Raw genomic sequence first — 25,821 nt, 5'->3', positions numbered from 1 at the left:
GTTTATGAGAGTCCACTATGTTACAAAACCCGATTCACCTGCGCCTTGAGAAGCTGGAAAGCTGGCAGCATGTTACCTTTATGGCGTCGCTGTGTGAGCGGATGTATCCCAATTACGCTATTTTTTGCCAGCAAACCGGCTACGGTGATGCGCATTTATACCGCCGTATTCTGGATTTGATCTGGGAAACGCTGACGGTAAAGGATGCGAAGGTGAATTTTGATTCTCAACTCGATAAACTTGAAGAGGCTATTCCCGCTGCGGATGACTACGATGTCTACGGGGTTTACCCGGCTATCGATGCCTGTGTCGCGCTCAGCGAGCTGGTGCATTCCCGGCTAAGCGGTGAAACGCTGGAGCATGCTGTTGAAGTCAGCAAGGCGTCCATTACCACGGTCGCCATGCTGGAGATGTCGCAGGCCGGTCGTGAAATGACCGATGACGAGCTTAAAGAAAACCCGGCTGTTGAGCAGGAATGGGACATTCAGTGGGAGATTTTCCGCCTGCTGGCTGACTGCGAAGAGCGCGATGTTGAGCTTATTAAGGGCCTTCGGGCAGACCTGCGTGAAGACGGAACCAGTAATATCGGTATAAATTTGCAGCAATGAGACAATAAAACGTGACTTATCACCTGTTTTGTCTCACCTGAAGGCTTCCAATTGGCCCCCCGTCTGGTCTACATTTGGGAGGCGAAAAAAAGTGGCTATCGGTGCGTGTATGCAGGAGAGTGCTTTTCTGGCATTTTCGTCGCACTCGATGCTTAGCAAGCGATAAACACATTGTAAGGATAACTTATGAATAAGACTCAATTGATTGATGTAATTGCAGACAAGGCAGACCTGTCTAAAACCCAGGCTAAAGCAGCACTGGAATCCACTCTGGCTGCAATTACTGAGTCTCTGAAAGAAGGCGATGCTGTACAACTGGTTGGTTTTGGTACCTTCAAAGTGAACCACCGCGCTGAGCGTACTGGCCGCAACCCGCAGACCGGTAAAGAAATCAAAATCGCCGCAGCCAACGTGCCGGCATTTGTTTCTGGTAAGGCTCTGAAAGACGCTGTTAAGTAATTCGCTGTGACGGCAAAAGGTTTTAACGAAGGGGCGACATCGCCCCTTTTGTTTACCTGGCGCTCACTGGCTCTGGCAGCCGGTGCGCTGTTGCTTACTGCCTGTAGCCGCAATTCGACACTTCCTCCTTTTACCGCCAGCGGTTATGCCGCCGATCAGGGCGCAGTACGTATCTGGCGTAAAGACGACAGCAATGACGCGGTGCGCATGCTGGTGGTGTTCAGCCCCTGGCGGGCCGGCAATACCACAACACGCGAATACCGTTGGCAGGGCGAATCACTCGCGCTGATTGAAACCAATATCTACGCAAAACCCCCGGAGCATGTGAAGGTGCGCTTTGACGACCACGGCGAGCTGAGCTTTATGCAGCGCGAAGTCGACGGTCAGAAGCAGCAGCTCTCCGACGATGCGATTGCGCTGTATCGCTACCAGGCGCAGCAGATGCGCGCGACCAGCGATGCGTTACGCACCGGTAAAGTGGTGTTGAGACAAGGGCGCTGGCATGCCAACCGCACGGTAACCACGTGTGAAGGTGAAACCATCAAGCCTGCGCTGGATGAAATAGCGATAAGCCATATTGAACGCCGCCAGGCACATTCCTCTCTTGAGGTGAGCGTGGCGTGGCTGGAAGCAGCGGAAGGCACCCAACTGCTGCTGGTCGCCAATCAGGACTATTGCCACTGGCAACCCAAAGCGGATACGTTCTGAGGGCAATAAAAAGCCGCCCGAAGGCGGCTGAATGTTATTTTGCGTTTTCCCGCTCGATGGCGCGATAGCCGATATCACTGCGGCTAAAGCTGCCGTCCCAGTGAATATCCCTCATTAATGCATAAGCGCGCTGCTGAGCCTGCGCCACGCTGTCTCCCAGCGCAGTAACGCACAGCACACGGCCACCGTTGGTGAGCACGCGATCGTCATCCGCCAGTTTGGTGCCCGCATGGAATACTTTCCCGTCGGTAACTTCTTCTAATGGCAACCCGTGGATTTCATCACCGGTACGGTAGTCGGCTGGATAACCGCCCGCCGCCATCACCACGCCCAGCGATGGACGCGCGTCCCACTGGGATTGCACCTCGTCCAGTTTGCCGTCGCAGGCCGCCAGGCACAGCTCCACCAAATCGGACTGCAGACGCAGCATGATCGGCTGGGTTTCCGGATCGCCAAAGCGGCAGTTGAATTCGATAACCTTCGGATTGCCCTGCTTATCGATCATCAGCCCGGCATACAGGAAACCGGTGTAGGTATTGCCTTCCGCTGCCATGCCGCGCACGGTCGGCCATATTACGCGTTCCATGGTGCGCTGGTGGACATCGGCGGTCACCACCGGGGCAGGAGAGTACGCGCCCATGCCGCCGGTATTCGGCCCGGTATCGCCGTCGCCGACGCGCTTGTGATCCTGGCTGGTGGCCATCGGTTCAACGTGTTCGCCGTCGACCATCACAATGAAGCTGGCTTCTTCGCCGTCCAGGAACTCTTCCACTACGATACGGTGGCCTGCGTCGCCAAAGGCGTTACCGGCCAGCATGTCTTTGGCGGCGGACTCGGCTTCTTCCAGCGTCATGGCAACGATCACGCCTTTGCCTGCCGCCAGACCGTCGGCTTTAATCACGATCGGCGCGCCTTTCTCACGAATGTACGCCAGCGCGGGTTCGACCTCGGTAAAGTTCTGGTATTCCGCCGTCGGGATGTTATGACGCGCCAGGAAATCTTTGGTGAAGGCTTTAGAACCTTCCAACTGCGCGGCGCCCCGGGTTGGGCCGAAAATTTTCAGCCCGGCGGCGCGAAACGCATCCACCACGCCAATTACCAGCGGCGCTTCCGGGCCAACGATGGTCAAATCGATATTTTCGTTCTGCGCGAAGCTCAACAGCCCGGCGATATCCGTAGCGTTAATCGCCACGTTCTGTAATGCAGGCTCCTGCGCGGTCCCGGCATTACCCGGCGCGACAAAAACGGTGGATACACGCGGCGACTGGGCCGCTTTCCAGGCCAGCGCATGCTCGCGCCCGCCGTTACCAATCACTAATACTTTCATTCTCAGATCCTTAGTGGCGGAAGTGGCGCATATCGGTAAAGATCATTGCGATGCCATGCTCATCGGCGGCGGCGATGACTTCATCATCACGGATAGAACCGCCAGGCTGGATCACGCAGCGAATACCGACGGCGGCAGCGGCGTCGATGCCATCACGGAACGGGAAGAAGGCGTCGGACGCCATCGCGGAACCTTTCACTTCCAGCCCTTCGTCACCGGCTTTAATCCCGGCGATCTTCGCCGAGTACACGCGGCTCATCTGGCCTGCGCCAATGCCGATGGTCATATTTTCTTTGGCATACACAATGGCGTTGGACTTCACGAACTTCGCTACTTTCCAGCAGAACAGCGCGTCGCGCAGTTCCTGTTCGGTCGGCTGGCGTTTGGTCACCACGCGCAGGTCGCTTTCGCTCACCATGCCCAGATCGTGGTCCTGAACCAGTAAGCCGCCGTTGACGCGTTTGAAATCCAGGCCCGGAACGCGCTGCTGCCACTGGCCGCATACCAGAACGCGAACGTTCTGTTTGGCCGCCGTGATTTTCAACGCTTCTTCAGAAGCTGACGGGGCGATGATCACCTCAACAAACTGACGGGAAATAATCGCCTGCGCGGTTTCGGCATCCAGTTCGCGGTTAAAAGCGATGATGCCGCCAAACGCGGAGGTTGGGTCGGTTTTATAGGCGCGATCGTAGGCTTCAAGAATAGAAGCATTCACCGCTACGCCGCACGGGTTAGCGTGTTTCACGATCACGCACGCCGGTTCGCTGAACTCTTTCACGCACTCCAGCGCCGCGTCGGTATCAGCGATGTTGTTATAAGAGAGCGCTTTACCCTGTAGCTGGGTGGCAGTCGCAACAGAGGCTTCTTTGATTTCTTCTTCTATATAGAAGGCAGCATTCTGATGGCTGTTCTCGCCGTAGCGCATATCCTGCTTTTTAATGAAGTTCAGGTTCAGCGTGCGGGGGAAGCGGCCAGCGGGTTCTTTGCTCTCGCCATGATAGGCAGGAACCAGGCTACCGAAGTAGTTGGCGATCATGCTGTCGTACGCAGCGGTGTGTTCGAATGCTTTAATCGCGAGATCGAAACGGGTATCCAGCGTCAGGGAACCGTCGTTAGCATCCATTTCATTAATAATGGCGGTGTAGTCACTGCTCTTTACTACGATGGCGACATCTTTATGGTTCTTGGCGGCGGAGCGCACCATGGTCGGGCCGCCGATATCGATATTCTCGACGGCATCTTCCAGCGAGCAGCCTTCACGGGCGACAGTTTGCGCGAACGGATAAAGATTAACAACCACCATGTCGATTGGCGCGATAGCGTGTTCGGCCATAATCGCATCGTCCTGGCCGCGACGGCCCAGAATGCCGCCGTGGACTTTAGGGTGCAGCGTTTTGACGCGTCCATCCATCATCTCCGGAAAACCGGTGTAGTCAGACACTTCGGTTACCGGCAGGCTTTTATCTGCTAACAGACGGGCAGTGCCGCCGGTAGACAGCAGCTCCACACCACGTTGGGAAAGAGCCTGAGCGAATTCGACAATACCGGCTTTATCAGAAACACTGAGCAGAGCGCGGCGCACTGGACGACGTTGTTGCATGGTAAATCCCCTGGATTTGACAATTACAGAGAGCGTTAGCTGAATTTTTCGTTAAAAACTCAGCTAACGCCCCTCGCGGGGCATCCTTGTTTTAGCGCGGGCATTGTAACGAAAACGTTTGCGCAACGCTCGCGAATTTTTAGAATTTCGATGGAGTGTGGATAACTCTGTGTGTAAATGGGTATAAGGCGGGGTTTTGCTGTGGAATGCAGCAGTCAGTCATTTTTCTGTCATTTTCCTGTTGCGGCGACAAAAGAACTCCCTATAATGCGCCTCCATCGACACGGAACATGTGAACAACATCACAATGTAACGGCGGCGATTGAAGAGAAAAATCCTGAAATTCAGGGTTGACTCTGAAAGAGGAAAGCGTAATATACGCCACCTCGCGACAGTGAGCTGAATGCCGCGTCGCAACTGCTCTTTAACAATTTATCAGACAATCTGTGTGGGCACTCGCAGGATTGATATCTCAGCATCTTCGGATGCACATAGAATTATCAAGTCTCTGAGTGAACACGTAATTCATTACGAAGTTTAATTCACGAGCATCAAACTTTTAAATTGAAGAGTTTGATCATGGCTCAGATTGAACGCTGGCGGCAGGCCTAACACATGCAAGTCGAACGGTAACAGGAAGCAGCTTGCTGCTTTGCTGACGAGTGGCGGACGGGTGAGTAATGTCTGGGGATCTGCCTGATGGAGGGGGATAACTACTGGAAACGGTAGCTAATACCGCATAACGTCGCAAGACCAAAGAGGGGGACCTTCGGGCCTCTTGCCATCAGATGAACCCAGATGGGATTAGCTAGTAGGTGGGGTAACGGCTCACCTAGGCGACGATCCCTAGCTGGTCTGAGAGGATGACCAGCCACACTGGAACTGAGACACGGTCCAGACTCCTACGGGAGGCAGCAGTGGGGAATATTGCACAATGGGCGCAAGCCTGATGCAGCCATGCCGCGTGTATGAAGAAGGCCTTCGGGTTGTAAAGTACTTTCAGCGGGGAGGAAGGGAGAGTGGTTAATAACCACTTTCATTGACGTTACCCGCAGAAGAAGCACCGGCTAACTCCGTGCCAGCAGCCGCGGTAATACGGAGGGTGCAAGCGTTAATCGGAATTACTGGGCGTAAAGCGCACGCAGGCGGTCTGTCAAGTCGGATGTGAAATCCCCGGGCTCAACCTGGGAACTGCATCCGAAACTGGCAGGCTTGAGTCTTGTAGAGGGGGGTAGAATTCCAGGTGTAGCGGTGAAATGCGTAGAGATCTGGAGGAATACCGGTGGCGAAGGCGGCCCCCTGGACAAAGACTGACGCTCAGGTGCGAAAGCGTGGGGAGCAAACAGGATTAGATACCCTGGTAGTCCACGCCGTAAACGATGTCGACTTGGAGGTTGTGCCCTTGAGGCGTGGCTTCCGGAGCTAACGCGTTAAGTCGACCGCCTGGGGAGTACGGCCGCAAGGTTAAAACTCAAATGAATTGACGGGGGCCCGCACAAGCGGTGGAGCATGTGGTTTAATTCGATGCAACGCGAAGAACCTTACCTGGTCTTGACATCCACAGAATTCTGCAGAGATGCGGAAGTGCCTTCGGGAACTGTGAGACAGGTGCTGCATGGCTGTCGTCAGCTCGTGTTGTGAAATGTTGGGTTAAGTCCCGCAACGAGCGCAACCCTTATCCTTTGTTGCCAGCGGTCCGGCCGGGAACTCAAAGGAGACTGCCAGTGATAAACTGGAGGAAGGTGGGGATGACGTCAAGTCATCATGGCCCTTACGACCAGGGCTACACACGTGCTACAATGGCGCATACAAAGAGAAGCGACCTCGCGAGAGCAAGCGGACCTCATAAAGTGCGTCGTAGTCCGGATTGGAGTCTGCAACTCGACTCCATGAAGTCGGAATCGCTAGTAATCGTGGATCAGAATGCCACGGTGAATACGTTCCCGGGCCTTGTACACACCGCCCGTCACACCATGGGAGTGGGTTGCAAAAGAAGTAGGTAGCTTAACCTCCGGGAGGGCGCTTACCACTTTGTGATTCATGACTGGGGTGAAGTCGTAACAAGGTAACCGTAGGGGAACCTGCGGTTGGATCACCTCCTTACCTTAAAGATACCACCCGCGCAGTGCTCACACAGATTGTCTGATAGAAAGTAAGAAGCAGGGTGTCTGCGAAAGATGTATGTCCCTTTCGTCTAGAGGCCCAGGACACCGCCCTTTCACGGCGGTAACAGGGGTTCGAATCCCCTAAGGGACGCCACCTGCTTGGTACGCAAGTGAAAGGTGCGCGCCCGTGATACTTCAGAATACACCCTGTGTGTATTGCGAAGTATTTGCTCTTTAACAATCCGGAACAAGCTGAAAATTGAAACGGCATGCCGTCGCATTTCTCCGTAATAAGGAATGACGATGCCATGCCAGAGTCTCTCAAACACTTGCAGCACGAAGCAGAAACTGCTCCGGGTTGTGAGGTTAAGCGACCAAGCGTACACGGTGGATGCCCTGGCAGTCAGAGGCGATGAAGGACGTGCTAATCTGCGAAAAGCGTCGGTAAGGTGATATGAACCGCTATAACCGACGATGTCCGAATGGGGAAACCCAGTGCAATTCGTTGCACTATCGTTAACTGAATACATAGGTTAACGAGGCGAACCGGGGGAACTGAAACATCTAAGTACCCCGAGGAAAAGAAATCAACCGAGATTCCCCCAGTAGCGGCGAGCGAACGGGGAGCAGCCCAGAGTCTGAATCAGCATGTGTGTTAGTGGAACGGTCTGGAAAGTCCGACGGTACAGGGTGATAGTCCCGTACACAAAAGCGCATGTGCTGTGAACTCGATGAGTAGGGCGGGACACGTGACATCCTGTCTGAATACGGGGGGACCATCCTCCAAGGCTAAATACTCCTGACTGACCGATAGTGAACCAGTACCGTGAGGGAAAGGCGAAAAGAACCCCGGCGAGGGGAGTGAAAAAGAACCTGAAACCGTGTACGTACAAGCAGTGGGAGCCTCATTTATGGGGTGACTGCGTACCTTTTGTATAATGGGTCAGCGACTTATATTCTGTAGCAAGGTTAACCGTATAGGGGAGCCGCAGGGAAACCGAGTCTTAACTGGGCGTTAAGTTGCAGGGTATAGACCCGAAACCCGGTGATCTAGCCATGGGCAGGTTGAAGGTTGGGTAACACTAACTGGAGGACCGAACCGACTAATGTTGAAAAATTAGCGGATGACCTGTGGCTGGGGGTGAAAGGCCAATCAAACCGGGAGATAGCTGGTTCTCCCCGAAAGCTATTTAGGTAGCGCCTCGTGAATTCATCTGTGGGGGTAGAGCACTGTTTCGGCTAGGGGGCCATCCCGGCTTACCAACCCGATGCAAACTACGAATACCACAGAATGTTATCACGGGAGACACACGGCGGGTGCTAACGTCCGTCGTGAAGAGGGAAACAACCCAGACCGCCAGCTAAGGTCCCAAAGTCATGGTTAAGTGGGAAACGATGTGGGAAGGCCCAGACAGCCAGGATGTTGGCTTAGAAGCAGCCATCATTTAAAGAAAGCGTAATAGCTCACTGGTCGAGTCGGCCTGCGCGGAAGATGTAACGGGGCTAAACCATGCACCGAAGCTGCGGCAGCGACGCTTATGCGTTGTTGGGTAGGGGAGCGTTCTGTAAGCCGTCGAAGGTGGACTGTGAGGTCTGCTGGAGGTATCAGAAGTGCGAATGCTGACATAAGTAACGATAAAGCGGGTGAAAAGCCCGCTCGCCGGAAGACCAAGGGTTCCTGTCCAACGTTAATCGGGGCAGGGTGAGTCGACCCCTAAGGCGAGGCCGAAAGGCGTAGTCGATGGGAAACAGGTTAATATTCCTGTACTTGGTGTTACTGCGAAGGGGGGACGGAGAAGGCTATGTTGGCCGGGCGACGGTTGTCCCGGTTTAAGCGTGTAGGTGGGTGTTCCAGGTAAATCCGGAATGCTGTTAACACTGAGGCGTGATGACGAGGCACCACGGTGCTGAAGTAACAAATGCCCTGCTTCCAGGAAAAGCCTCTAAGCATCAGGTAACACGAAATCGTACCCCAAACCGACACAGGTGGTCAGGTAGAGAATACCAAGGCGCTTGAGAGAACTCGGGTGAAGGAACTAGGCAAAATGGTGCCGTAACTTCGGGAGAAGGCACGCTGGCATGTAGGTGAAGCGGTTTACCCGTGGAGCTGAAGCCAGTCGAAGATACCAGCTGGCTGCAACTGTTTATTAAAAACACAGCACTGTGCAAACACGAAAGTGGACGTATACGGTGTGACGCCTGCCCGGTGCCGGAAGGTTAATTGATGGGGTTAGCGGCAACGCGAAGCTCTTGATCGAAGCCCCGGTAAACGGCGGCCGTAACTATAACGGTCCTAAGGTAGCGAAATTCCTTGTCGGGTAAGTTCCGACCTGCACGAATGGCGTAATGATGGCCAGGCTGTCTCCACCCGAGACTCAGTGAAATTGAAATCGCTGTGAAGATGCAGTGTACCCGCGGCAAGACGGAAAGACCCCGTGAACCTTTACTATAGCTTGACACTGAACACTGGTCCTTGATGTGCAGGATAGGTGGGAGGCTTTGAAGCGTGGACGCCAGTCTGCGTGGAGCCATCCTTGAAATACCACCCTTTAATGGCTGGTGTTCTAACGTGGACCCGTGATCCGGGTTGCGGACAGTGTCTGGTGGGTAGTTTGACTGGGGCGGTCTCCTCCTAAAGCGTAACGGAGGAGCACGAAGGTTGGCTAATCCTGGTCGGACATCAGGAGGTTAGTGCAATGGCATAAGCCAGCTTGACTGCGAGCGTGACGGCGCGAGCAGGTGCGAAAGCAGGTCATAGTGATCCGGTGGTTCTGAATGGAAGGGCCATCGCTCAACGGATAAAAGGTACTCCGGGGATAACAGGCTGATACCGCCCAAGAGTTCATATCGACGGCGGTGTTTGGCACCTCGATGTCGGCTCATCACATCCTGGGGCTGAAGTAGGTCCCAAGGGTATGGCTGTTCGCCATTTAAAGTGGTACGCGAGCTGGGTTTAGAACGTCGTGAGACAGTTCGGTCCCTATCTGCCGTGGGCGCTGGAGAATTGAGGGGGGCTGCTCCTAGTACGAGAGGACCGGAGTGGACGCATCACTGGTGTTCGGGTTGTCATGCCAATGGCACTGCCCGGTAGCTACATGCGGAAGAGATAAGTGCTGAAAGCATCTAAGCACGAAACTTGCCCCGAGATGAGTTCTCCCTGAGACTTTAAGTCTCCTGAAGGAACGTTGAAGACGACGACGTTGATAGGCCGGGTGTGTAAGCGCAGCGATGCGTTGAGCTAACCGGTACTAATGAGCCGTGAGGCTTAACCTTACAACGCCAGAGTGGTTTTGGTGCTGGGTGATTGAGAGAGATTTTCAGCTTAACCGGATTAATGCCTGCGGCCCTGTGAGAAATAACCAGTGCGGCAGGTGAACAGAATTTGCCTGGCGGCAAGAGCGCGGTGGTCCCACCTGACCCCATGCCGAACTCAGAAGTGAAACGCCGTAGCGCCGATGGTAGTGTGGGGTCTCCCCATGCGAGAGTAGGGAACTGCCAGGCATCAAACAAAGCAGAAGCCCATCCTCACGGATGGGCTTTTTGCTGTCTGCGATATATAACCTTTCCAGTACTTTTCTTTATAACCGTCAATCATTTACCTTCATAAATCAGAAATAAACATAGTTTATTTCATCCCCGGCGCTTTTAAACTAAATACCCTGAATCTGCCAGTCATAGAGGCGAGAAGTCGTGGGTATACTTTATCTAACTATCAGTAAAAATCGAATGTGCTTGCGTAGCCTGAGCTCCGGCCAGGAAGTCATAGGCCATGGTACATTTAGCAATCAGCGCATCCTGATCGGCGCATTTTTTATCGCCGAAAAAATTCTTCGCGATCTGGTTATGCAAGTTGAGCCGCTTCATTGGTGGGATAACTTCATCAGGCTCCGCCGCTACGATGTAGTCATTGATGTGCTGGAGTTAAATGAAGGGGGCTTATCTGAGGTAGAAGAGCGCGCCATTATGGAAGTGGTGGCCGGTGGGACAGCTATGCGTTACCGCCAACTGGTTATTTCATGTGCCAGTCAACCCCGAGGTGACGATGCCGTTCGGGCCTTGCTTACAAAAGGCAGGATATAATGGCTATCCATCGCTTTCATGAGGCTCGGTTTATCTCACCAGTACGATATCTCTTGTCCCACCCCGTAGGTTAATTGCGTTTTTGTTCTAAGCTTTCCCGTTCGTGAAACTTTTTCACCTTTCACATGCAAGCTCGACATTTTGTTTAATCCTGGTTATTGTCAGGCATCTGGATGTCTAAACGTTTAAACGTATGCAGTGAGGATATAAGGTTATGCCAATTCGGGTACCTGATGAGTTGCCAGCAGTGAATTTTTTGCGCGCGGAGAACGTCTTCGTGATGACCACGTCGCGTGCCAGTGTTCAGGAGATTCGTCCGCTTAAGGTATTGATTCTCAACTTAATGCCGAAAAAAATTGAGACCGAAAATCAGTTTTTAAGATTGCTGTCGAATTCCCCGCTGCAGCTCGACATCCAGCTATTACGCATTGATTCACGTGAGTCACGCAACACGCCGGCAGAGCATCTCAATAACTTCTACTGTAATTTCGAAGATATCTGTCATGAGAACTTTGATGGATTGATCGTAACGGGCGCGCCATTGGGCCTGGTAGAATTTAACGATGTCGCTTACTGGCCGCAGATCAAACAGGTTCTGGAGTGGGCGAAAGAGCACGTCACGTCTACGCTATTTGTCTGTTGGGCGGTACAGGCTGCTTTAAATATCCTGTACGGTATCCCCAAACAAACCCGTCAGGAGAAGCTTTCCGGCGTCTATGAGCATTACATCACGCAACCCCATGCGTTGCTCACCAAAGGTTTTGACGATACTTTCCTCGCGCCGCATTCCCGCTATGCCGATTTCCCGGCAGCGTTAATTCGCGACTACACCGATTTAGAGATCCTGGCGGAAACGGAAGGCGGGGATGCCTACCTGTTTGGCAGCAAAGATAAACGTATCGCATTTGTCACCGGCCATCCTGAATATGACGCCGGAACGCTGGCGGGTGAGTACTTCCGTGATGTTGAGGCCGGGCTGACGCCTGAGGTGCCTTACAACTACTTCCCGGGCAACGATCCGCAAAACAAACCGCGCGCGACCTGGCGCAGCCACGGCAATTTGCTGTTCACCAACTGGCTCAACTATTACGTTTATCAGATCACGCCATACGATCTTCGCCATATGAATCCCACGCTCGATTAAGCGTTTCAGCACCTTATCGTAGGCACCTTCGGGTGCCTTTTTTGTTTCTGAAAATCGCTTCTTTGTATGATTTAACTTTTTTCATTTATAAAACAGACGTTTAACATATTTTTATTTTGAAAATGGAAATTGTTTTTGATTTTGGAAAATGTTTGAGTAGTCTTAATTGTGCTGAACGAAAAATACCCATGTGGGATCGCGTTCGCAATGCGCAGTTTCTGGACTGGATCAACATTGAGGATCAAGAGCATGACACAACAGGCAACGACGACCGAACTGACCTTCGAACAGCCTTTTGGCGAGCAGGAGCGGGAAATTCTCACACCGGACGCGGTGGAGTTTCTTTCTGAACTGGTAAGCCGCTTTACTGCCAAACGCAACCAACTGCTGGCTGAACGCGTAAAAGTACAGGCAGACATCGATGGCGGTAAGTTGCCAGATTTTATTTCGGAAACAGCTTCCATTCGAAATTCGGATTGGACCATCCGTGGTATTCCTGATGACTTGCAGGATCGTCGCGTTGAGATCACTGGCCCGGTTGAACGCAAGATGGTTATCAACGCCCTGAATGCTAACGTCAAAGTATTCATGGCCGATTTCGAAGATTCGCTGGCACCAAGCTGGAGCAAAGTGATCGACGGTCAAATCAACCTGCGTGACGCTATTCGCGGCACCATCTCCTGGACCAATGAAGCTGGCAAAATTTACCAGCTCAAGCCCGATCCGGCGGTGCTGATTTGCCGTGTACGCGGTTTGCACCTGCCTGAAAAACACGTTACCTGGCAGGGTGAAGCCATCCCCGGCAGCCTGTTTGATTTCGCACTCTACTTCTTCCACAACGTGGATGCCCTGCTGGCCAAAGGCAGTGGCCCTTACTTTTATCTGCCGAAGACTCAGTCATGGCAGGAAGCCGCCTGGTGGAGCGACGTATTTAGCTTTGCGGAAGACCGTTTCGAACTGCCGCGCGGCACCATCAAAGCCACGTTGCTGATTGAAACCCTGCCTGCGGTGTTCCAGATGGACGAAATTCTTCACGCCCTGCGTGACCATATTGTTGGGCTGAACTGTGGCCGCTGGGACTATATCTTCAGCTACATCAAAACGTTGAAAAACCATCCTGACCGCGTATTACCGGATCGCCAGAGCGTGACGATGGAAAAACCCTTCCTCAACGCCTATTCGCGCCTGCTGATCAGAACCTGCCATCGCCGTGGCGCTTTCGCCATGGGCGGCATGGCGGCATTTATCCCCAGCAAAGACGCGGAGCGCAACAACTGGGTGCTGAATAAAGTCAAAGCTGACAAAGAGCTGGAAGCCCGCAACGGCCACGATGGCACCTGGATTGCCCATCCGGGCCTGGGTGATACCGTCATGGAGGTATTCAATAAGGCGCTCGGCAGCCATAAAAACCAGCTCGACGTCACCCGCGAAGAAGATGCCCCGATTACCGCCGCTGATCTGCTGGAGCCTTGCCCCGGCGAACGCACCGAAGAAGGCATGCGCGCCAATATTCGCGTCGCGGTGCAGTACATCGAAGCCTGGATCTCCGGCAACGGTTGCGTACCCATTTACGGCCTGATGGAAGACGCCGCCACCGCTGAAATTTCCCGTACCTCTATCTGGCAATGGATCCACCACCAGAAAACGCTCAGCAACGGCAAACCCGTCACCAAAGTGCTGTTCCGCCAGATGCTGGCCGAAGAGATGCAGGTGATTCAGGAAGAGCTCGGCGAGCATCGCTTCAGCCAGGGGCGCTTTGACGACGCGGCGCGCCTGATGGAGCAGATCACTACCTCTGACGAACTGGTCGACTTCCTGACCCTGCCGGGCTACCGCTTGCTGGCGTAATCAACCCTTAATAACAACTACCCTATGGAGCATCTGCACATGACGACAACTCGTACCCAACAAATTGAAAAATTAGAACAAGAGTGGAAACAGGCGCGTTGGGAAGGGATCACGCGCCCGTACAGCGCGGAAGAGGTGGTGAAGCTGCGCGGTTCGGTTAACCCGGAATGCACCCTGGCGCAGCTGGGCGCGGCCAAAATGTGGCGTCTGCTGCATGGCGAATCGAAAAAAGGCTACGTGAACAGCCTCGGCGCGCTGACTGGCGGCCAGGCGCTGCAACAGGCGAAGGCGGGCATCGAGGCGGTTTATCTCTCCGGCTGGCAGGTGGCCGCAGACGCCAACCTGGCCTCCAGCATGTACCCGGATCAATCGCTGTATCCGGCTAACTCGGTCCCGGCAGTGGTGGAGCGGATCAACAATACTTTCCGCCGTGCGGATCAGATCCAGTGGGCATCCAATATCGAGCCGGGCGATCCGCGCTATGTGGATTACTTCCTGCCGATCGTCGCGGATGCCGAAGCCGGCTTTGGCGGCGTGCTAAACGCGTTTGAGCTGATGAAATCGATGATTGAAGCCGGTGCAGCGGCTGTTCACTTCGAAGATCAGCTCGCGTCGGTGAAGAAATGCGGACACATGGGCGGTAAAGTGCTGGTGCCCACTCAGGAAGCCATCCAGAAATTGGTTGCCGCACGTCTGGCTGCCGACGTGATGGGCGTACCGACATTGTTGATTGCGCGTACCGATGCCGATGCCGCTGACTTGATCACTTCCGACTGTGACGAATACGACCGCGAATTTATCTCCGGCGAGCGCACCTCGGAAGGCTTCTTCCGCACCCATGCGGGCATTGAGCAGGCGATTAGCCGTGGCCTGGCCTATGCGCCGTATGCCGATCTGGTGTGGTGTGAAACCTCAAAGCCGGACCTGGAGCAGGCACGCCGCTTTGCGGACGCCATCCATGCCAAATTCCCCGGCAAGCTGCTGGCCTACAACTGTTCGCCGTCGTTTAACTGGAAGAAAAACCTCGATGACAATACCATCGCCAGCTTCCAGCAGGAACTGTCGGACATGGGCTACAAGTACCAGTTCATCACCCTCGCGGGCATCCACAGCATGTGGTTCAACATGTTCAACCTGGCGCATGCCTATGCGCAGGGCGAAGGCATGAAGCACTATGTTGAACGCGTTCAGGAGCCGGAATTCGCCGCCGCGAAAGAGGGCTACACCTTCGTTTCCCATCAGCAGGAAGTGGGCACCGGCTATTTCGATAAAGTCACCACCATCATTCAGGGCGGAACCTCATCCGTCACGGCGTTGACTGGTTCGACGGAAGAGTCGCAGTTCTGATAAGCCTGACGCCCTCTCCTGTCAGGAAGAGGGCATTCACCTGATGGAGAATGCTATGCCGCGTGGGTTGGAACTGTTGATCGCGCAAACCATCCTGCAAGGGTTTGACGCGCAGTATGGCCGTTTTCTGGAAGTGACCTCCGGAGCGCAGCAGCGCTTCGAGCAGGCGGACTGGCAGGCTGTTCAGCAGGCCATGAAAAAGCGTATCCATCTGTATGACCATCACGTCGGCCTGGTGGTCGAGCAGTTGCGCTGTATCACCAATGGCAAAAGCACCGACGCCGACTTTTTATTGCAGGTCAAAAAGCACTATACCGAGCTGCTGCCCGACTATCCCCGTTTTGAAATTGCCGAGAGCTTCTTTAACTCCGTTTACTGCCGGCTGTTCGATCACCAGTCCCTGACGCCAGAGCGGCTGTTTATTTTCAGCTCGCAGCCGGAACGGCGGTTTCGCACCATTCCCCGTCCGCTGGCGAAAGACTTTTACCCAAAACAGGGCTGGCCCGCGCTGCTCACCCGGTTATTAAAAGATTTGCCGCTGCGTCTGCCCTGGCAGGATCTGACCCGCGATGTGGGGTACATCATCAATCACCTCACCGAAACGCTGGGCGAGGAGATGCTGGATAAGGTGCATTTACAGGTCGCCAACGAGCTGTTTTACCGCAACAAAGCGGCCTGGCTGGTGGCAAAACTGGTGTTGCCGTCCGGCACGCTGCCGTTCCTGTTACCCATCCACCGCCGCAATGAAGGCGAGCTGTTTATCGATACCTGCTTAACCCGCTCGGCGGAAGCCAGCATCGTGTTTGGCTTCGCGCGCTCTTATTTTATGGTGTACGCACCGCTGCCCGCTGCGCTGGTGGAGTGGCTGCGCGAGATCCTACCCGGCAAAACTACCGCCGAACTGTATATGGCGATTGGCTGCCAGAAGCACGGCAAAACCGAAAGCTATCGCGAATACCTGAACTACCTGGCCCAGAGCAACGAACGGTTTATCGAAGCGCCGGGTATTCGCGGCATGGTGATGCTGGTTTTCACGCTGCCTGGCTTCGATCGGGTGTTCAAAGTCATTAAAGATAAATTCGCCCCACAGAAAGAGATGGACGAAGCCCACGTGCGCGCCTGCTACCAGTTGGTGAAGGAGCATGACCGCGTCGGGCGCATGGCGGATACCCAGGAGTTTGAAAATTTTGTGCTGGAAAAGCGCCAGATCGACCCGGCGCTGATGGCGCTGCTGTTGCAGGAAGCGCCACAGAAAATTACTGACCTGGGCGATAAGATAGCCATCCGCCACCTGTATATCGAACGGCGTATGGTGCCGCTGAATATCTGGCTGGAACAGGTGCAGGGCCAACAGCTGCGCGACGCCATCGAAGAGTACGGCAACGCCATTCGCCAACTGGCTGCCGCCAATATTTTCCCCGGTGATATGCTGTTTAAAAACTTCGGCGTTACCCGTCATGGCCGGGTGGTGTTCTATGATTACGACGAAATTTGCTACATGACCGAGGTGAATTTCCGCGATATTCCGCCGCCGCGTTACCCGGAAGATGAAATGGCGTCGGAGCCGTGGTACAGCGTCGCGCCGGGGGATGTCTTTCCGGAGGAGTTCCGGCACTGGCTGTGCGCCGATCCGCGCATCAAACCGCTGTTCGAGGAGATGCACGCCGAGCTGTTCCAGGCGGAGTACTGGCGCGCCTTACAGGAGCGTATTCGTCACGGTCACGTGGAGGATGTATATGCCTATCGACGGCGGCAGCGCTTTTGCCAGCGCTATGCGCGTCAGTCTGCCGATATTACCGCCTCCTGAACAGGAGGCGGTATCGCTTTTAACGCACGCCGCCGTAAGCCAGCGTCACGTCTTTCGCCGCTTTGATCGCCATTGCGCCCAGCTCGGTTACCCGGTCATCGGTGATACGGGAAACCGGGCCGGAAATGGAGATCGCCGCAAACGGCTGGTGGTGCTCGTCATAAATGCACGACGCCACGCAGCGTAAACCCAGCGCATGCTCTTCATCATCGAACGAATAACCGCGCTTGCGGGTCTGCGCCAGGTCCTCTTTCAGATGGGCTGGCGACACCAGCGTAGCGTGGGTGTAGGCGTGCAGCCCTTTGCGGTGCAGCAGCGCGGTAACGTCATCTTCAGGAAGTTGGGCCAGAAACGCTTTGCCCGCGCCGGAAGCATGCATCGGCAGCTTACCGCCAATAGGGGCGGACATACGCATTAACTGGGTGCACTGCACCTGGTCGATAATAATCGCCTGATGATCGCTCTGGTCCAGCACCGCCAGGTTAACGGTTTCGCCGGAGGCCTCCATCAGTTTACGCAGCATCGGGTGCACGATCGCCAGCAAGTTGCGGCTTTGCAGGAAACTGCTGCCGACAATAAACGCATGGGCGCCAATTGACCAGTGGCCTAAATCGCCGACCTGACGAACAAACCCAAGCTGTTGCATGGTGGTGAGCAGGCGGTGGGTCGTAGAGTTTGGCAGCCCGGCCTGCTGAGCAAGCTCCGTCAGCGCCACGCTGCCGTGAGATTCGGAAATCCATTCAAGGAGCTTAAGCCCGCGCGTCAGCGATTGCACCTGGCCGGTAGCCTGGGGCGCAGGCGCCGCAGCGGCGGTGCGAGGTTTTTTTCCACGTTTAACGGGAACGGCGGCAACCATGGGTGTCTCCTTTTTCTGTATCGTGGAAATAGTTTTCGTTTTATTTGAGTATAATGCAACCCTGGAGAAACTGATCGGATGAGTGCTGCGGCTGAACGGCAATTTTCATGAAATCCGCGCATGTGGCGCGTTTTATGAATGAACATCTCTCATGTTGCCGTCCTGTGACTTTTCGCCTGGGGCCGAGTGTGCCAGTATGAGCGCATGGCCTGACAGGGCTGAATATTGATCCGGGAGTAAGCGTGACTAACAACAGAGAAAAACTGCTTCAGCAGTTGAATGAACGTATTCTGGTGCTGGATGGCGGTATGGGTACCATGATCCAGAGCTATCGTCTGGAAGAAGCGGACTATCGCGGCGAGCGCTTCGCCGACTGGCCGTCCGATTTAAAAGGCAACAACGACCTGCTGGTCCTCACGAAACCGGAAACCATCGCCGCCATTCACTACGCCTATTTCGAAGCTGGCGCAGATATTGTTGAAACCAACACCTTCAACGCCACCACTATCGCCATGGCCGATTACCAGATGGAATCGCTGTCGGCGGAAATAAACTACGAGGCCGCGAAGCTGGCGCGCGCCTGCGCCGACGAGTGGACGGCACGCACGCCGGAAAAACCGCGCTATGTCGCCGGGGTACTTGGCCCAACCAACCGTACTGCGTCGATTTCCCCGGACGTTAACGATCCGGCATACCGCAACGTCAGCTTTAACCAACTGGTGGAAGCCTACCGCGAATCGACGCGGGCGCTGGTGGAAGGCGGCTCGGACCTGATCCTGATCGAAACCGTCTTTGACACCCTTAACGCCAAAGCCGCGATTTTTGCGGTCAAAACCGAATTCGAAGCGCTGGGCGTCGATTTGCCGATCATGATTTCCGGCACCATCACCGACGCGTCAGGCCGAACCCTTTCCGGGCAAACTACCGAAGCGTTTTATAACTCCCTGCGTCATGCCGATGCGCTGTCGTTTGGCCTGAACTGCGCGCTCGGCCCGGATGAGCTGCGCCAGTACGTGGCGGAACTGTCGCGCGTGGCTGAATGCTACGTCACCGCGCACCCTAACGCCGGTCTGCCGAACGCCTTCGGCGAATACGATTTAGATGCCGATGTTATGGCGGCGCAAATCGGCGAATGGGCGCAGGCGGGCTTCTTAAATATCGTTGGCGGCTGCTGCGGCACCACGCCCGCGCACATCGCTGCCATGAGCAAAGCAGTGGAAGGCGTCGCGCCGCGTAAACTGCCGGACATCCCGGTGGCCTGCCGTCTTGCCGGCCTTGAGCCGCTCAACATCGGTGCCGACAGCTTGTTCGTTAACGTAGGCGAGCGCACCAACGTCACCGGCTCTGCCAAATTTAAGCGCCTGATCAAAGAAGAAAAATACAGCGAAGCGCTGGAAGTGGCGTTGCAGCAGGTGGAAAGCGGTGCGCAAATCATCGATATCAACATGGATGAAGGGATGCTCGACGCTGAAGCGGCGATGGTGCGTTTCCTGAATTTGATTGCCGGTGAGCCGGATATCGCCCGCGTGCCGATCATGATCGACTCCTCAAAATGGGACGTTATTGAAAAGGGCCTCCAGTGCATTCAGGGTAAAGGCATCGTTAACTCTATCTCAATGAAAGAGGGGGTTGAGACCTTTATCCACCACGCGAAGTTGGTGCGCCGCTACGGCGCAGCCATGGTGGTGATGGCATTTGACGAAGTCGGCCAGGCCGACACCCGCGAGCGCAAAATCGAGATCTGCCGCCGGGCCTACAAGATCCTCACTGAAGAAGTAGGCTTCCCGCCGGAAGACATTATTTTCGACCCCAATATCTTCGCTGTGGCGACGGGGATTGACGAGCACAATAACTACGCCCAGGACTTTATCGGCGCGTGTGAAGACATCAAGCGCGAACTGCCGCATGCCATGATTTCCGGCGGCGTGTCGAACGTGTCGTTCTCCTTCCGCGGCAACGACCCGGTGCGCGAAGCCATTCATGCTGTGTTCCTTTACTACGCCATTCGCAACGGCATGGACATGGGGATCGTCAACGCCGGGCAACTGGCGATTTATGACGATCTGCCAGCGGAACTGCGCGGCGCGGTGGAAGATGTGATCCTCAACCGCCGCGAAGACGGCACCGAGCGTTTGCTGGAACTGGCGGAAAAATACCGTGGCAGCAAAGGTGACGATGCTGCTAATGCCCAGCAGGCCGAGTGGCGCAGTTGGGATGTGGCGAAACGCCTCGAATACTCGCTGGTGAAAGGCATCACCGAATTTATCGAAGACGATACCGAGCAGGCGCGCCAACAGGCAGCGCGCCCAATTGAGGTGATTGAAGGGCCGCTGATGGCGGGTATGAACGTGGTGGGCGATCTGTTCGGCGAAGGGAAAATGTTCCTGCCGCAGGTTGTAAAATCCGCGCGCGTAATGAAGCAGGCGGTGGCCTACCTCGAACCCTTTATAAACGCCAGCAAAGAGCAGGGCAGAAGCAACGGCAAAATCGTACTGGCGACGGTGAAAGGCGACGTTCACGACATCGGTAAAAACATCGTCGGGGTGGTATTGCAGTGTAATAACTACGAAATCATCGATCTTGGCGTGATGGTGCCGACGGAAAAAATCCTCAAAACCGCGCGCGAAGTGAATGCCGATATTATCGGCCTCTCCGGGCTTATTACCCCGTCGCTGGATGAAATGGTCAACGTTGCTAAAGAGATGGAGCGCCAGGGCTTTACGCTGCCGCTGCTGATCGGTGGTGCGACCACGTCTAAAGCGCATACCGCAGTGAAGATTGAACAGAACTACAGCGGCCCGACGGTTTACGTGCAGAACGCCTCGCGTACCGTGGGCGTGGTATCGTCGCTGCTGTCCGATACGCTGCGCGATGATTTTGTGGCGCGGACGCGTAAAGAATACGACACCGTGCGAATTCAGCATGGCCGTAAAAAACCCCGCACGCCGCCGGTTAGCTTACAGGTGGCGCGCGATAACGATCTGGCGTTCGACTGGGAGAGCTACACCCCGCCGGTGGCCCATCGCCTGGGCGTGCAGGAAGTCACGGCGAGCATTGAAACCCTGCGTAATTATATCGACTGGACCCCGTTCTTTATGACCTGGTCGCTGGCTGGTAAATATCCGCGCATTATGGAAGATGAAATTGTTGGCGAAGAGGCGAAGCGCCTGTTTAAAGACGCTAACGATTTGCTCGACCAGCTCAGCGCCGAAAAAACGCTGAATCCGCGCGGCGTCGTGGGGCTGTTCCCGGCTAACCGCGTGGGCGACGATGTTGAGGTGTATCGTGACGAAACGCGCACGCATGTGCTGGCGGTCAGCCGCCATCTGCGCCAGCAAACTGAAAAAGTCGGCTTTGCGAACTACTGCCTGGCGGATTTCGTGGCGCCGAAACTGAGCGGCAAAGCGGATTACCTGGGTGCCTTTGCGGTGACCGGGGGGCTGGAGGAAGACGCGCTCGCCGAGGCGTTCGAAGCGCAGCACGATGATTACAACAAAATCATGGTCAAAGCGGTGGCTGACCGTCTGGCTGAAGCGTTTGCTGAATATCTGCACGAGCGGGTGCGTAAAGTCTACTGGGGCTACGCCGCCAATGAAAACCTCAGCAACGAGGAGCTGATCCGCGAGAACTACCAGGGCATCCGTCCTGCGCCAGGCTATCCGGCCTGCCCGGAGCATACCGAGAAGGCCACCATCTGGCAGTTACTGGATGTAGAAACCCGCATCGGCATGAAGCTCACCGAATCATACGCCATGTGGCCAGGGGCGTCGGTTTCCGGCTGGTACTTCAGTCATCCTGACAGTAAGTACTTCGCGGTGGCACAGCTGCAAAAGGATCAGATTGAGGATTATGCGCAGCGTAAAGGGATGAGCGTGAGTGAGGTAGAACGGTGGTTGGCGCCGAACCTCGGCTACGACGCCGACTGACATGGCTGGCCTGGCTTACTTGCCATTTTGAACCTGGGCAGTGCTCGTGACAGTCACGTACTGCGTGTACGCTCCTGTCACTGCGCGCTGTCCGTGTTCAAACTGGCTGCGCCGCCGACGGCCAGCCACTCGGCTGGTTGAAATAAAATCTCTCGCTGTCATCAAAATGTCATTTTTATTTACAACATACAGGGCGCCATCACGGCGCCTTGTCTCTTTCTTACGTTTATCCCCTTATACTGAGTTAGGGGTTAGCCCTTTTGTGATGCCCATTCGCAGGCAGTACGGCAATGAAAGCGGCTGGCCCCAGGGAACCATAACGAGAAGGAGAAACTGTGTTAACACTTTTGCACCTGCTTTCGGCAGTGGCGCTGCTGGTGTGGGGCACGCATATCGTGCGCACCGGGGTAATGCGCGTGTACGGTGCGCGGCTTCGTAGCGTACTCAGCCGGAGTGTCGAGAAAAAACCGCTCGCCTTCTGTGCGGGCATTGGCGTAACCGCGCTGGTTCAGAGCAGTAATGCCACCACCATGCTGGTGACCTCGTTCGTCGCCCAGGATCTGGTGGCGTTAGCGCCCGCGCTGGTGATTGTGCTGGGGGCTGATGTGGGGACCGCCATCATGGCGCGTGTCCTGACCTTCGACCTCTCATGGGTTTCGCCGCTGCTGATTTTTCTCGGGGTGGTGTTCTTCTTAAGCCGCAAACAGAGCCGCGTCGGGCAACTGGGGCGGGTCTCTATCGGGCTTGGCCTGATTCTGCTGGCGCTGGAACTGATCGTCCAGGCCATGACGCCGATTACCGAAGCGTCTGGCGTTAAAGTTATCTTCGCCTCGCTGACCGGCGACATCCTGCTGGATGCCCTGATTGGCGCGATGTTTGCGGTAGTGAGCTACTCCAGCCTTGCTGCCGTCCTGCTCACCGCAACGTTCGCCGCTACAGGTGTGATCTCCTTCGATGTGGCGCTGTGCCTGGTCATCGGTGCCAACCTCGGCTCCGGCATCCTGGCGATGCTCAACAACGGCACCGCGACGCCCAACGCCCGCCGCGTGGCGCTGGGGAGCCTGCTGTTCAAGCTGGTGGGCAGCCTGCTGGTGCTGCCGTTCGTCCACGTACTGGCGGACGCGATGCAGAAACTGCCGCTTCCCGATTCGGAACTGGTGATCTATTTCCACGTCTTCTACAACCTGATTCGCTGCATTGTGATGGTGCCCTTTACCGGGCCGATGGCGCGCTTCTGCCGACGGGTTATCGCCGATGCGCCGGAACTGGATACGCGCCTGAAGCCGAAACACCTCGATCGCACCGCGCTGGATACCCCGGCGCTGGGCCTGGCCAATGCCGCGCGTGAAACGCTGCGTATGGGGGATGCCCTTGAGCAGATGCTGGAGCTGTGGAGCAAGGTGATGCACGGCGAGCCGCGTCAGGAAAAAGAGCTGCGCAAACTGGCGGACGATGTAGAAGTGCTGCATATCGCCATCAAGCTTTATCTGGCGCAGATGCCGAAAGAGGATCTGGCTGAGGAAGAGTCGAAGCGCTGGGCGGAAATCATCGAAATGTCGCTTAACCTCCAGCAAGCCGCCGAGATCCTCGAGCGTATGGGCAGTGAAGTGGCGGATAAATCTCTGGCGGCGCGACGGGCCTTTTCCCCTGCGGGACTTGAAGAACTGGACCACCTGCTGGGGCAACTGAGTAACAATCTGAAACTGGCGCTGTCGGTATTTTTCTCGGGCGACGTCGCCAGCGCTCGGCGTCTACGCCGCAACAAGCACCGCTTCCGGATCATGAACCGTCGCTACGCCCATGCGCACGTTAATCGTCTGCATCAGCAGAACGTGCAAAGCATCGAAACCAGTTCGTTGCACCTCGGTCTGCTGGGGGATATGAAGCGTCTGAACTCGCTGTTTTGCTCGGTGGCTTATAGCGTACTGGAACAGCCGGATGACGATGACGAACGCGACGAGTAGCGTTTGCGAGACAGATTCAACCACCCCGCGTAATGCGGGGTGGTTGTTTAAGAATGATGGGAAAGCGATCGTTTAGTTGTTAATTCAATACCCAAAGCTTTCATAACGGATAAGGTGGTTTTAAGCGTGGGATTTCCGTTATCACTAAAAGAGCGATAAAGCTGCTCGCGAGATAACCCTGTTTCAGAGGCAATTTTGGTCATCCCTTTTGCGCGTGCCACCACGCCTATCGCTTTCGCGATATATGCTGCGTCGCCGGTTTCCAGTGCATCCGCCATAAATACGGCAATTTCATCATCATCAATCAATGCAACTGCAGGATCGTAAGACGTTAATTTATTCATCATCAATTTCCACGGTTCCAGTCCAGTTTCTGGCGAGCAGTTTAGCAAGGGCAATATCATTGGCTTGCGTTTGTTTATTTCCACCATTGAGCAAAAGCAGGGTGGCTTCACCTTTTTGCTGAAAGTAAATGCGATAGCCTGGACCGTAATGGATTCGCAGCTCGCTAATCCCTTCACCAACGGGTTCAACATCTCCCGTCAACCCATTTGCTAATCGAAACAGGCGAGTAGCGATCAGCGTCCGAGCTCTTTTATCTTTAAGTTTTGACTCCCAATGACGAAATGTCTCCGTCTGCAAAATAATAAACATAACGCTCCATGTAGTTTATAAACTACTCATTGCGAACACAAGATGCGGCAAAGATAATCCTGTGAAAAGAGAGATAAAAATGCATCGGCAGGAATTAGAAGACATCTCGCAAGATATTAACGTGGACATGGAGATGTGATTCTCGCTGTACGAAACCAGCGTCAGGTAAGGTATAGTCCGCTTTTTACGGAGGAACCATGCTGCCAAACTCATCAACCCGTCTTAATAAATACATCAGCGAGAGCGGTATCTGCTCCCGTCGTGAAGCCGATCGCTATATCGAACAGGGAAACGTTTTTATCAACGGTAAGCGCGCCGGGATTGGCGATCAAGTTGTTGCCGGAGACGTGGTAAAAGTGAACGGGCAGCTGATCGAACCCCGTAATGAAGAAGATTTGGTGTTTATCGCGCTCAACAAACCGGTCGGCGTGGTCAGCACTACCGAGGACGGCGAGAAAGACAACATCGTCGATTTCGTGAACCACAGCACCCGTATTTTCCCGATTGGCCGCCTGGATAAAGATTCCCAGGGGCTGATTTTCCTGACTAACCACGGCGACCTGGTGAATAAGATCCTGCGCGCCGGCAACGACCACGAAAAAGAGTATCTGGTGACGGTGAATAAACCGGTGACCGATGAGTTTATTCGCGGTATGGGAGCGGGCGTACCGATGCTGGGCACGGTAACCAAAAAGTGCAAAGTGAAGCGTGAAGCGCCGTTTGTGTTTCGCATCACCCTGATTCAGGGGCTTAACCGCCAGATCCGCCGGATGTGCGAGCACTTTGGGTTTGAAGTCACGAAGCTTGAGCGCGTACGTATCATGAACGTGAGCCTGAAAGGGCTACCGCTGGGGGAATGGCGTGATTTAACCGATGACGAGTTAATCGAGCTGTTTAAGCTGATTGAAAACTCTTCTTCTGAAGCCAAACCCACGAAGAAAGCAAAACCGAAATCGGCGCCTGTTAAAAGCCCGGCGGCAAAACCCGCCAATAAAAGCGGCGCGAAAACCCCGGCAGAGCTTGGGCAGCGCAAGCGCTTTACGCAGCCCGGTCGCAAGAAGAAAGGCCGCTAGTTTAGCGTTTACCGCGGGTAGGGGGGCTGGCACTCCAGGAAAAGGTGCTGGTGGTATCGGGTTTTAGCGCCTGCTTTTTCTTAACGGCGCGCGCCTGTTTAGCCGCTTTTTCGCGTTCGGCCATCAGTTTGTCGATGTACTCTTTTTTGACGTGGTTGGCTTCTGAGTTGGTCAGCGGTCTGCCGTGGGCGATCCTGGCGCGGTCGAGCAGGGTTTTGAGTTCGCGCTGCTCGCTTTCGGTCATCTCTTTTTGGGTCAGTCGGGGCGTTGCCATGGTAAACCTCTCAAGTCGGGGGCTGTCTGTAGACTACTGCC

At 54.9% G+C, this 25,821-nt stretch carries 17 protein-coding genes, 1 tRNA gene and 3 rRNA genes; 15 read left to right on the top strand and 6 right to left on the bottom strand.

Going from position 1 to position 25,821, the window contains the following annotated elements; all coding sequences use genetic code 11:
- The first annotated feature begins 17 nt into the window (after positions 1-17).
- From ACVV26_RS20740 to ACVV26_RS20730, 3 genes are all read left to right on the top strand, one after another.
- Positions 18-608 (top strand): YjaG family protein, encoded by a 591-nt coding sequence (locus ACVV26_RS20740; RefSeq protein WP_474799138.1) that lies wholly within the window; start codon positions 18-20, stop codon positions 606-608.
- 186 nt (positions 609-794) lie between these two features.
- Entirely contained in the window at positions 795-1,067 is a 273-nt protein-coding gene (gene hupA / locus ACVV26_RS20735) for a nucleoid-associated protein HU-alpha (RefSeq protein ID WP_002438605.1), read from the top strand.
- Positions 1,068-1,073: 6 nt separating this feature from the next.
- Positions 1,074-1,775, top strand: coding sequence for a DUF1481 domain-containing protein (locus tag ACVV26_RS20730; protein ID WP_474799137.1), 702 nt, complete (start codon positions 1,074-1,076; stop codon positions 1,773-1,775).
- A 34-nt stretch (positions 1,776-1,809) separates the two neighbouring features.
- On the opposite strand, the gene purD is transcribed toward ACVV26_RS20730, so the two are convergent.
- Together purD and purH are read right to left on the bottom strand one after the other, a co-directional pair.
- Complete coding sequence (gene purD / locus ACVV26_RS20725; RefSeq protein ID WP_474799135.1) at positions 1,810-3,102, bottom strand: phosphoribosylamine--glycine ligase; 1,293 nt, start codon at positions 3,100-3,102, stop codon at positions 1,810-1,812.
- A 10-nt stretch (positions 3,103-3,112) separates the two neighbouring features.
- On the bottom strand, positions 3,113-4,702 hold the full coding sequence (purH, locus tag ACVV26_RS20720) for a bifunctional phosphoribosylaminoimidazolecarboxamide formyltransferase/IMP cyclohydrolase (protein ID WP_474799133.1): 1,590 nt from the start codon (positions 4,700-4,702) through the stop codon (positions 3,113-3,115).
- Positions 4,703-5,263: 561 nt separating this feature from the next.
- On the opposite strand from purH, the gene ACVV26_RS20715 reads away from it, so the two are divergent.
- The 9 genes from ACVV26_RS20715 (at position 5,264) to aceK (ending at position 17,033) form a co-directional block, all read left to right on the top strand.
- Positions 5,264-6,805, top strand: a 16S ribosomal RNA gene (locus ACVV26_RS20715).
- 80 nt (positions 6,806-6,885) lie between these two features.
- A tRNA-Glu gene (locus ACVV26_RS20710) sits at positions 6,886-6,961 on the top strand.
- 210 nt (positions 6,962-7,171) lie between these two features.
- Positions 7,172-10,080: ribosomal RNA gene (locus ACVV26_RS20705) — 23S ribosomal RNA — on the top strand.
- Between the two features lie 112 nt (positions 10,081-10,192).
- Positions 10,193-10,308: ribosomal RNA gene (gene rrf / locus ACVV26_RS20700) — 5S ribosomal RNA — on the top strand.
- The 16S, 23S and 5S rRNA genes sit together here with 1 tRNA gene alongside, the layout of an rRNA operon.
- 189 nt (positions 10,309-10,497) lie before the next feature.
- The gene (locus ACVV26_RS20695) at positions 10,498-10,887 is read left to right on the top strand and encodes a YjaA family stress response protein (RefSeq protein WP_474799132.1); all 390 of its coding nucleotides are present in this window, start codon (positions 10,498-10,500) and stop codon (positions 10,885-10,887) included.
- A gap of 214 nt (positions 10,888-11,101) precedes the next feature.
- Positions 11,102-12,031 (top strand): homoserine O-succinyltransferase MetA, encoded by a 930-nt coding sequence (gene metA / locus ACVV26_RS20690; protein WP_474799131.1) that lies wholly within the window; start codon positions 11,102-11,104, stop codon positions 12,029-12,031.
- A gap of 249 nt (positions 12,032-12,280) precedes the next feature.
- On the top strand, positions 12,281-13,879 hold the full coding sequence (gene aceB / locus ACVV26_RS20685; RefSeq protein WP_474799130.1) for a malate synthase A: 1,599 nt from the start codon (positions 12,281-12,283) through the stop codon (positions 13,877-13,879).
- A gap of 24 nt (positions 13,880-13,903) precedes the next feature.
- A complete protein-coding gene (gene aceA / locus ACVV26_RS20680) occupies positions 13,904-15,226 on the top strand; it encodes an isocitrate lyase (RefSeq protein WP_474799129.1) in 1,323 nt (440 codons plus the stop codon).
- Positions 15,227-15,281: 55 nt separating this feature from the next.
- A complete protein-coding gene (aceK, locus tag ACVV26_RS20675; RefSeq protein ID WP_474799128.1) occupies positions 15,282-17,033 on the top strand; it encodes a bifunctional isocitrate dehydrogenase kinase/phosphatase in 1,752 nt (583 codons plus the stop codon).
- Positions 17,034-17,052: 19 nt separating this feature from the next.
- On the opposite strand, the gene iclR is transcribed toward aceK, so the two are convergent.
- Positions 17,053-17,889: a glyoxylate bypass operon transcriptional repressor IclR gene (gene iclR / locus ACVV26_RS20670; protein ID WP_312982085.1), complete on the bottom strand. Its 837-nt coding sequence runs from the start codon at positions 17,887-17,889 to the stop codon at positions 17,053-17,055.
- 242 nt (positions 17,890-18,131) lie between these two features.
- Between iclR and metH the strand changes: the two genes are divergently transcribed.
- Positions 18,132-21,815, top strand: a complete 3,684-nt coding sequence (metH, locus tag ACVV26_RS20665) for a methionine synthase (RefSeq protein WP_474799127.1) — start codon at positions 18,132-18,134, stop codon at positions 21,813-21,815.
- Between the two features lie 335 nt (positions 21,816-22,150).
- Complete coding sequence (locus tag ACVV26_RS20660; protein ID WP_474799125.1) at positions 22,151-23,779, top strand: Na/Pi cotransporter family protein; 1,629 nt, start codon at positions 22,151-22,153, stop codon at positions 23,777-23,779.
- A 47-nt stretch (positions 23,780-23,826) separates the two neighbouring features.
- Here ACVV26_RS20660 and ACVV26_RS20655 read toward each other — a convergent pair whose 3' ends face one another.
- Positions 23,827-24,123 carry an addiction module antidote protein gene (locus ACVV26_RS20655; RefSeq protein ID WP_474801948.1) on the bottom strand — a complete coding sequence of 99 codons (297 nt, stop codon included), beginning with the start codon at positions 24,121-24,123 and terminating at the stop codon, positions 23,827-23,829.
- A complete protein-coding gene (locus ACVV26_RS20650) occupies positions 24,116-24,433 on the bottom strand; it encodes a type II toxin-antitoxin system RelE/ParE family toxin (RefSeq protein ID WP_474799124.1) in 318 nt (105 codons plus the stop codon). The genes ACVV26_RS20655 and ACVV26_RS20650 overlap by 8 nt, the downstream gene beginning before the upstream one ends.
- Positions 24,434-24,630: 197 nt before the next feature.
- On the opposite strand from ACVV26_RS20650, the gene rluF reads away from it, so the two are divergent.
- On the top strand, positions 24,631-25,506 hold the full coding sequence (rluF, locus tag ACVV26_RS20645) for a 23S rRNA pseudouridine(2604) synthase RluF (RefSeq protein ID WP_474799123.1): 876 nt from the start codon (positions 24,631-24,633) through the stop codon (positions 25,504-25,506).
- Between the two features lies 1 nt (position 25,507).
- On the opposite strand, the gene ACVV26_RS20640 is transcribed toward rluF, so the two are convergent.
- The gene (locus ACVV26_RS20640; protein WP_474799122.1) at positions 25,508-25,780 is read right to left on the bottom strand and encodes a YjbD family protein; all 273 of its coding nucleotides are present in this window, start codon (positions 25,778-25,780) and stop codon (positions 25,508-25,510) included.
- Positions 25,781-25,821: the final 41 nt, after the last annotated feature.

It is taken from the genome of Atlantibacter sp. MEI4A-1023 (genome assembly GCF_056155425.1).
The sequence above is the reverse complement of the archived record's forward strand: the minus strand, read 5'-3'. Positions and strand labels throughout refer to the sequence as shown.

Bases quoted from the DNA above. Each gene is read 5' to 3' on its own strand.
- ACVV26_RS20655 (WP_474801948.1), bottom strand. From the start codon at position 24,123: ATGAATAAATTAACGTCTTACGATCCTGCAGTTGCATTGATTGATGAT.
- purD (WP_474799135.1), bottom strand. From the start codon at position 3,102: ATGAAAGTATTAGTGATTGGTAACGGCGGGCGCGAGCATGCGCTGGCC.
- ACVV26_RS20650 (WP_474799124.1), bottom strand. From the start codon at position 24,433: ATGTTTATTATTTTGCAGACGGAGACATTTCGTCATTGGGAGTCAAAA.
- rluF (WP_474799123.1), top strand. From the start codon at position 24,631: ATGCTGCCAAACTCATCAACCCGTCTTAATAAATACATCAGCGAGAGC.
- aceK (WP_474799128.1), top strand. From the start codon at position 15,282: ATGCCGCGTGGGTTGGAACTGTTGATCGCGCAAACCATCCTGCAAGGG.
- ACVV26_RS20640 (WP_474799122.1), bottom strand. From the start codon at position 25,780: ATGGCAACGCCCCGACTGACCCAAAAAGAGATGACCGAAAGCGAGCAG.
- metA (WP_474799131.1), top strand. From the start codon at position 11,102: ATGCCAATTCGGGTACCTGATGAGTTGCCAGCAGTGAATTTTTTGCGC.
- iclR (WP_312982085.1), bottom strand. From the start codon at position 17,889: ATGGTTGCCGCCGTTCCCGTTAAACGTGGAAAAAAACCTCGCACCGCC.
- aceB (WP_474799130.1), top strand. From the start codon at position 12,281: ATGACACAACAGGCAACGACGACCGAACTGACCTTCGAACAGCCTTTT.
- purH (WP_474799133.1), bottom strand. From the start codon at position 4,702: ATGCAACAACGTCGTCCAGTGCGCCGCGCTCTGCTCAGTGTTTCTGAT.
- aceA (WP_474799129.1), top strand. From the start codon at position 13,904: ATGGAGCATCTGCACATGACGACAACTCGTACCCAACAAATTGAAAAA.
- hupA (WP_002438605.1), top strand. From the start codon at position 795: ATGAATAAGACTCAATTGATTGATGTAATTGCAGACAAGGCAGACCTG.
- ACVV26_RS20740 (WP_474799138.1), top strand. From the start codon at position 18: ATGTTACAAAACCCGATTCACCTGCGCCTTGAGAAGCTGGAAAGCTGG.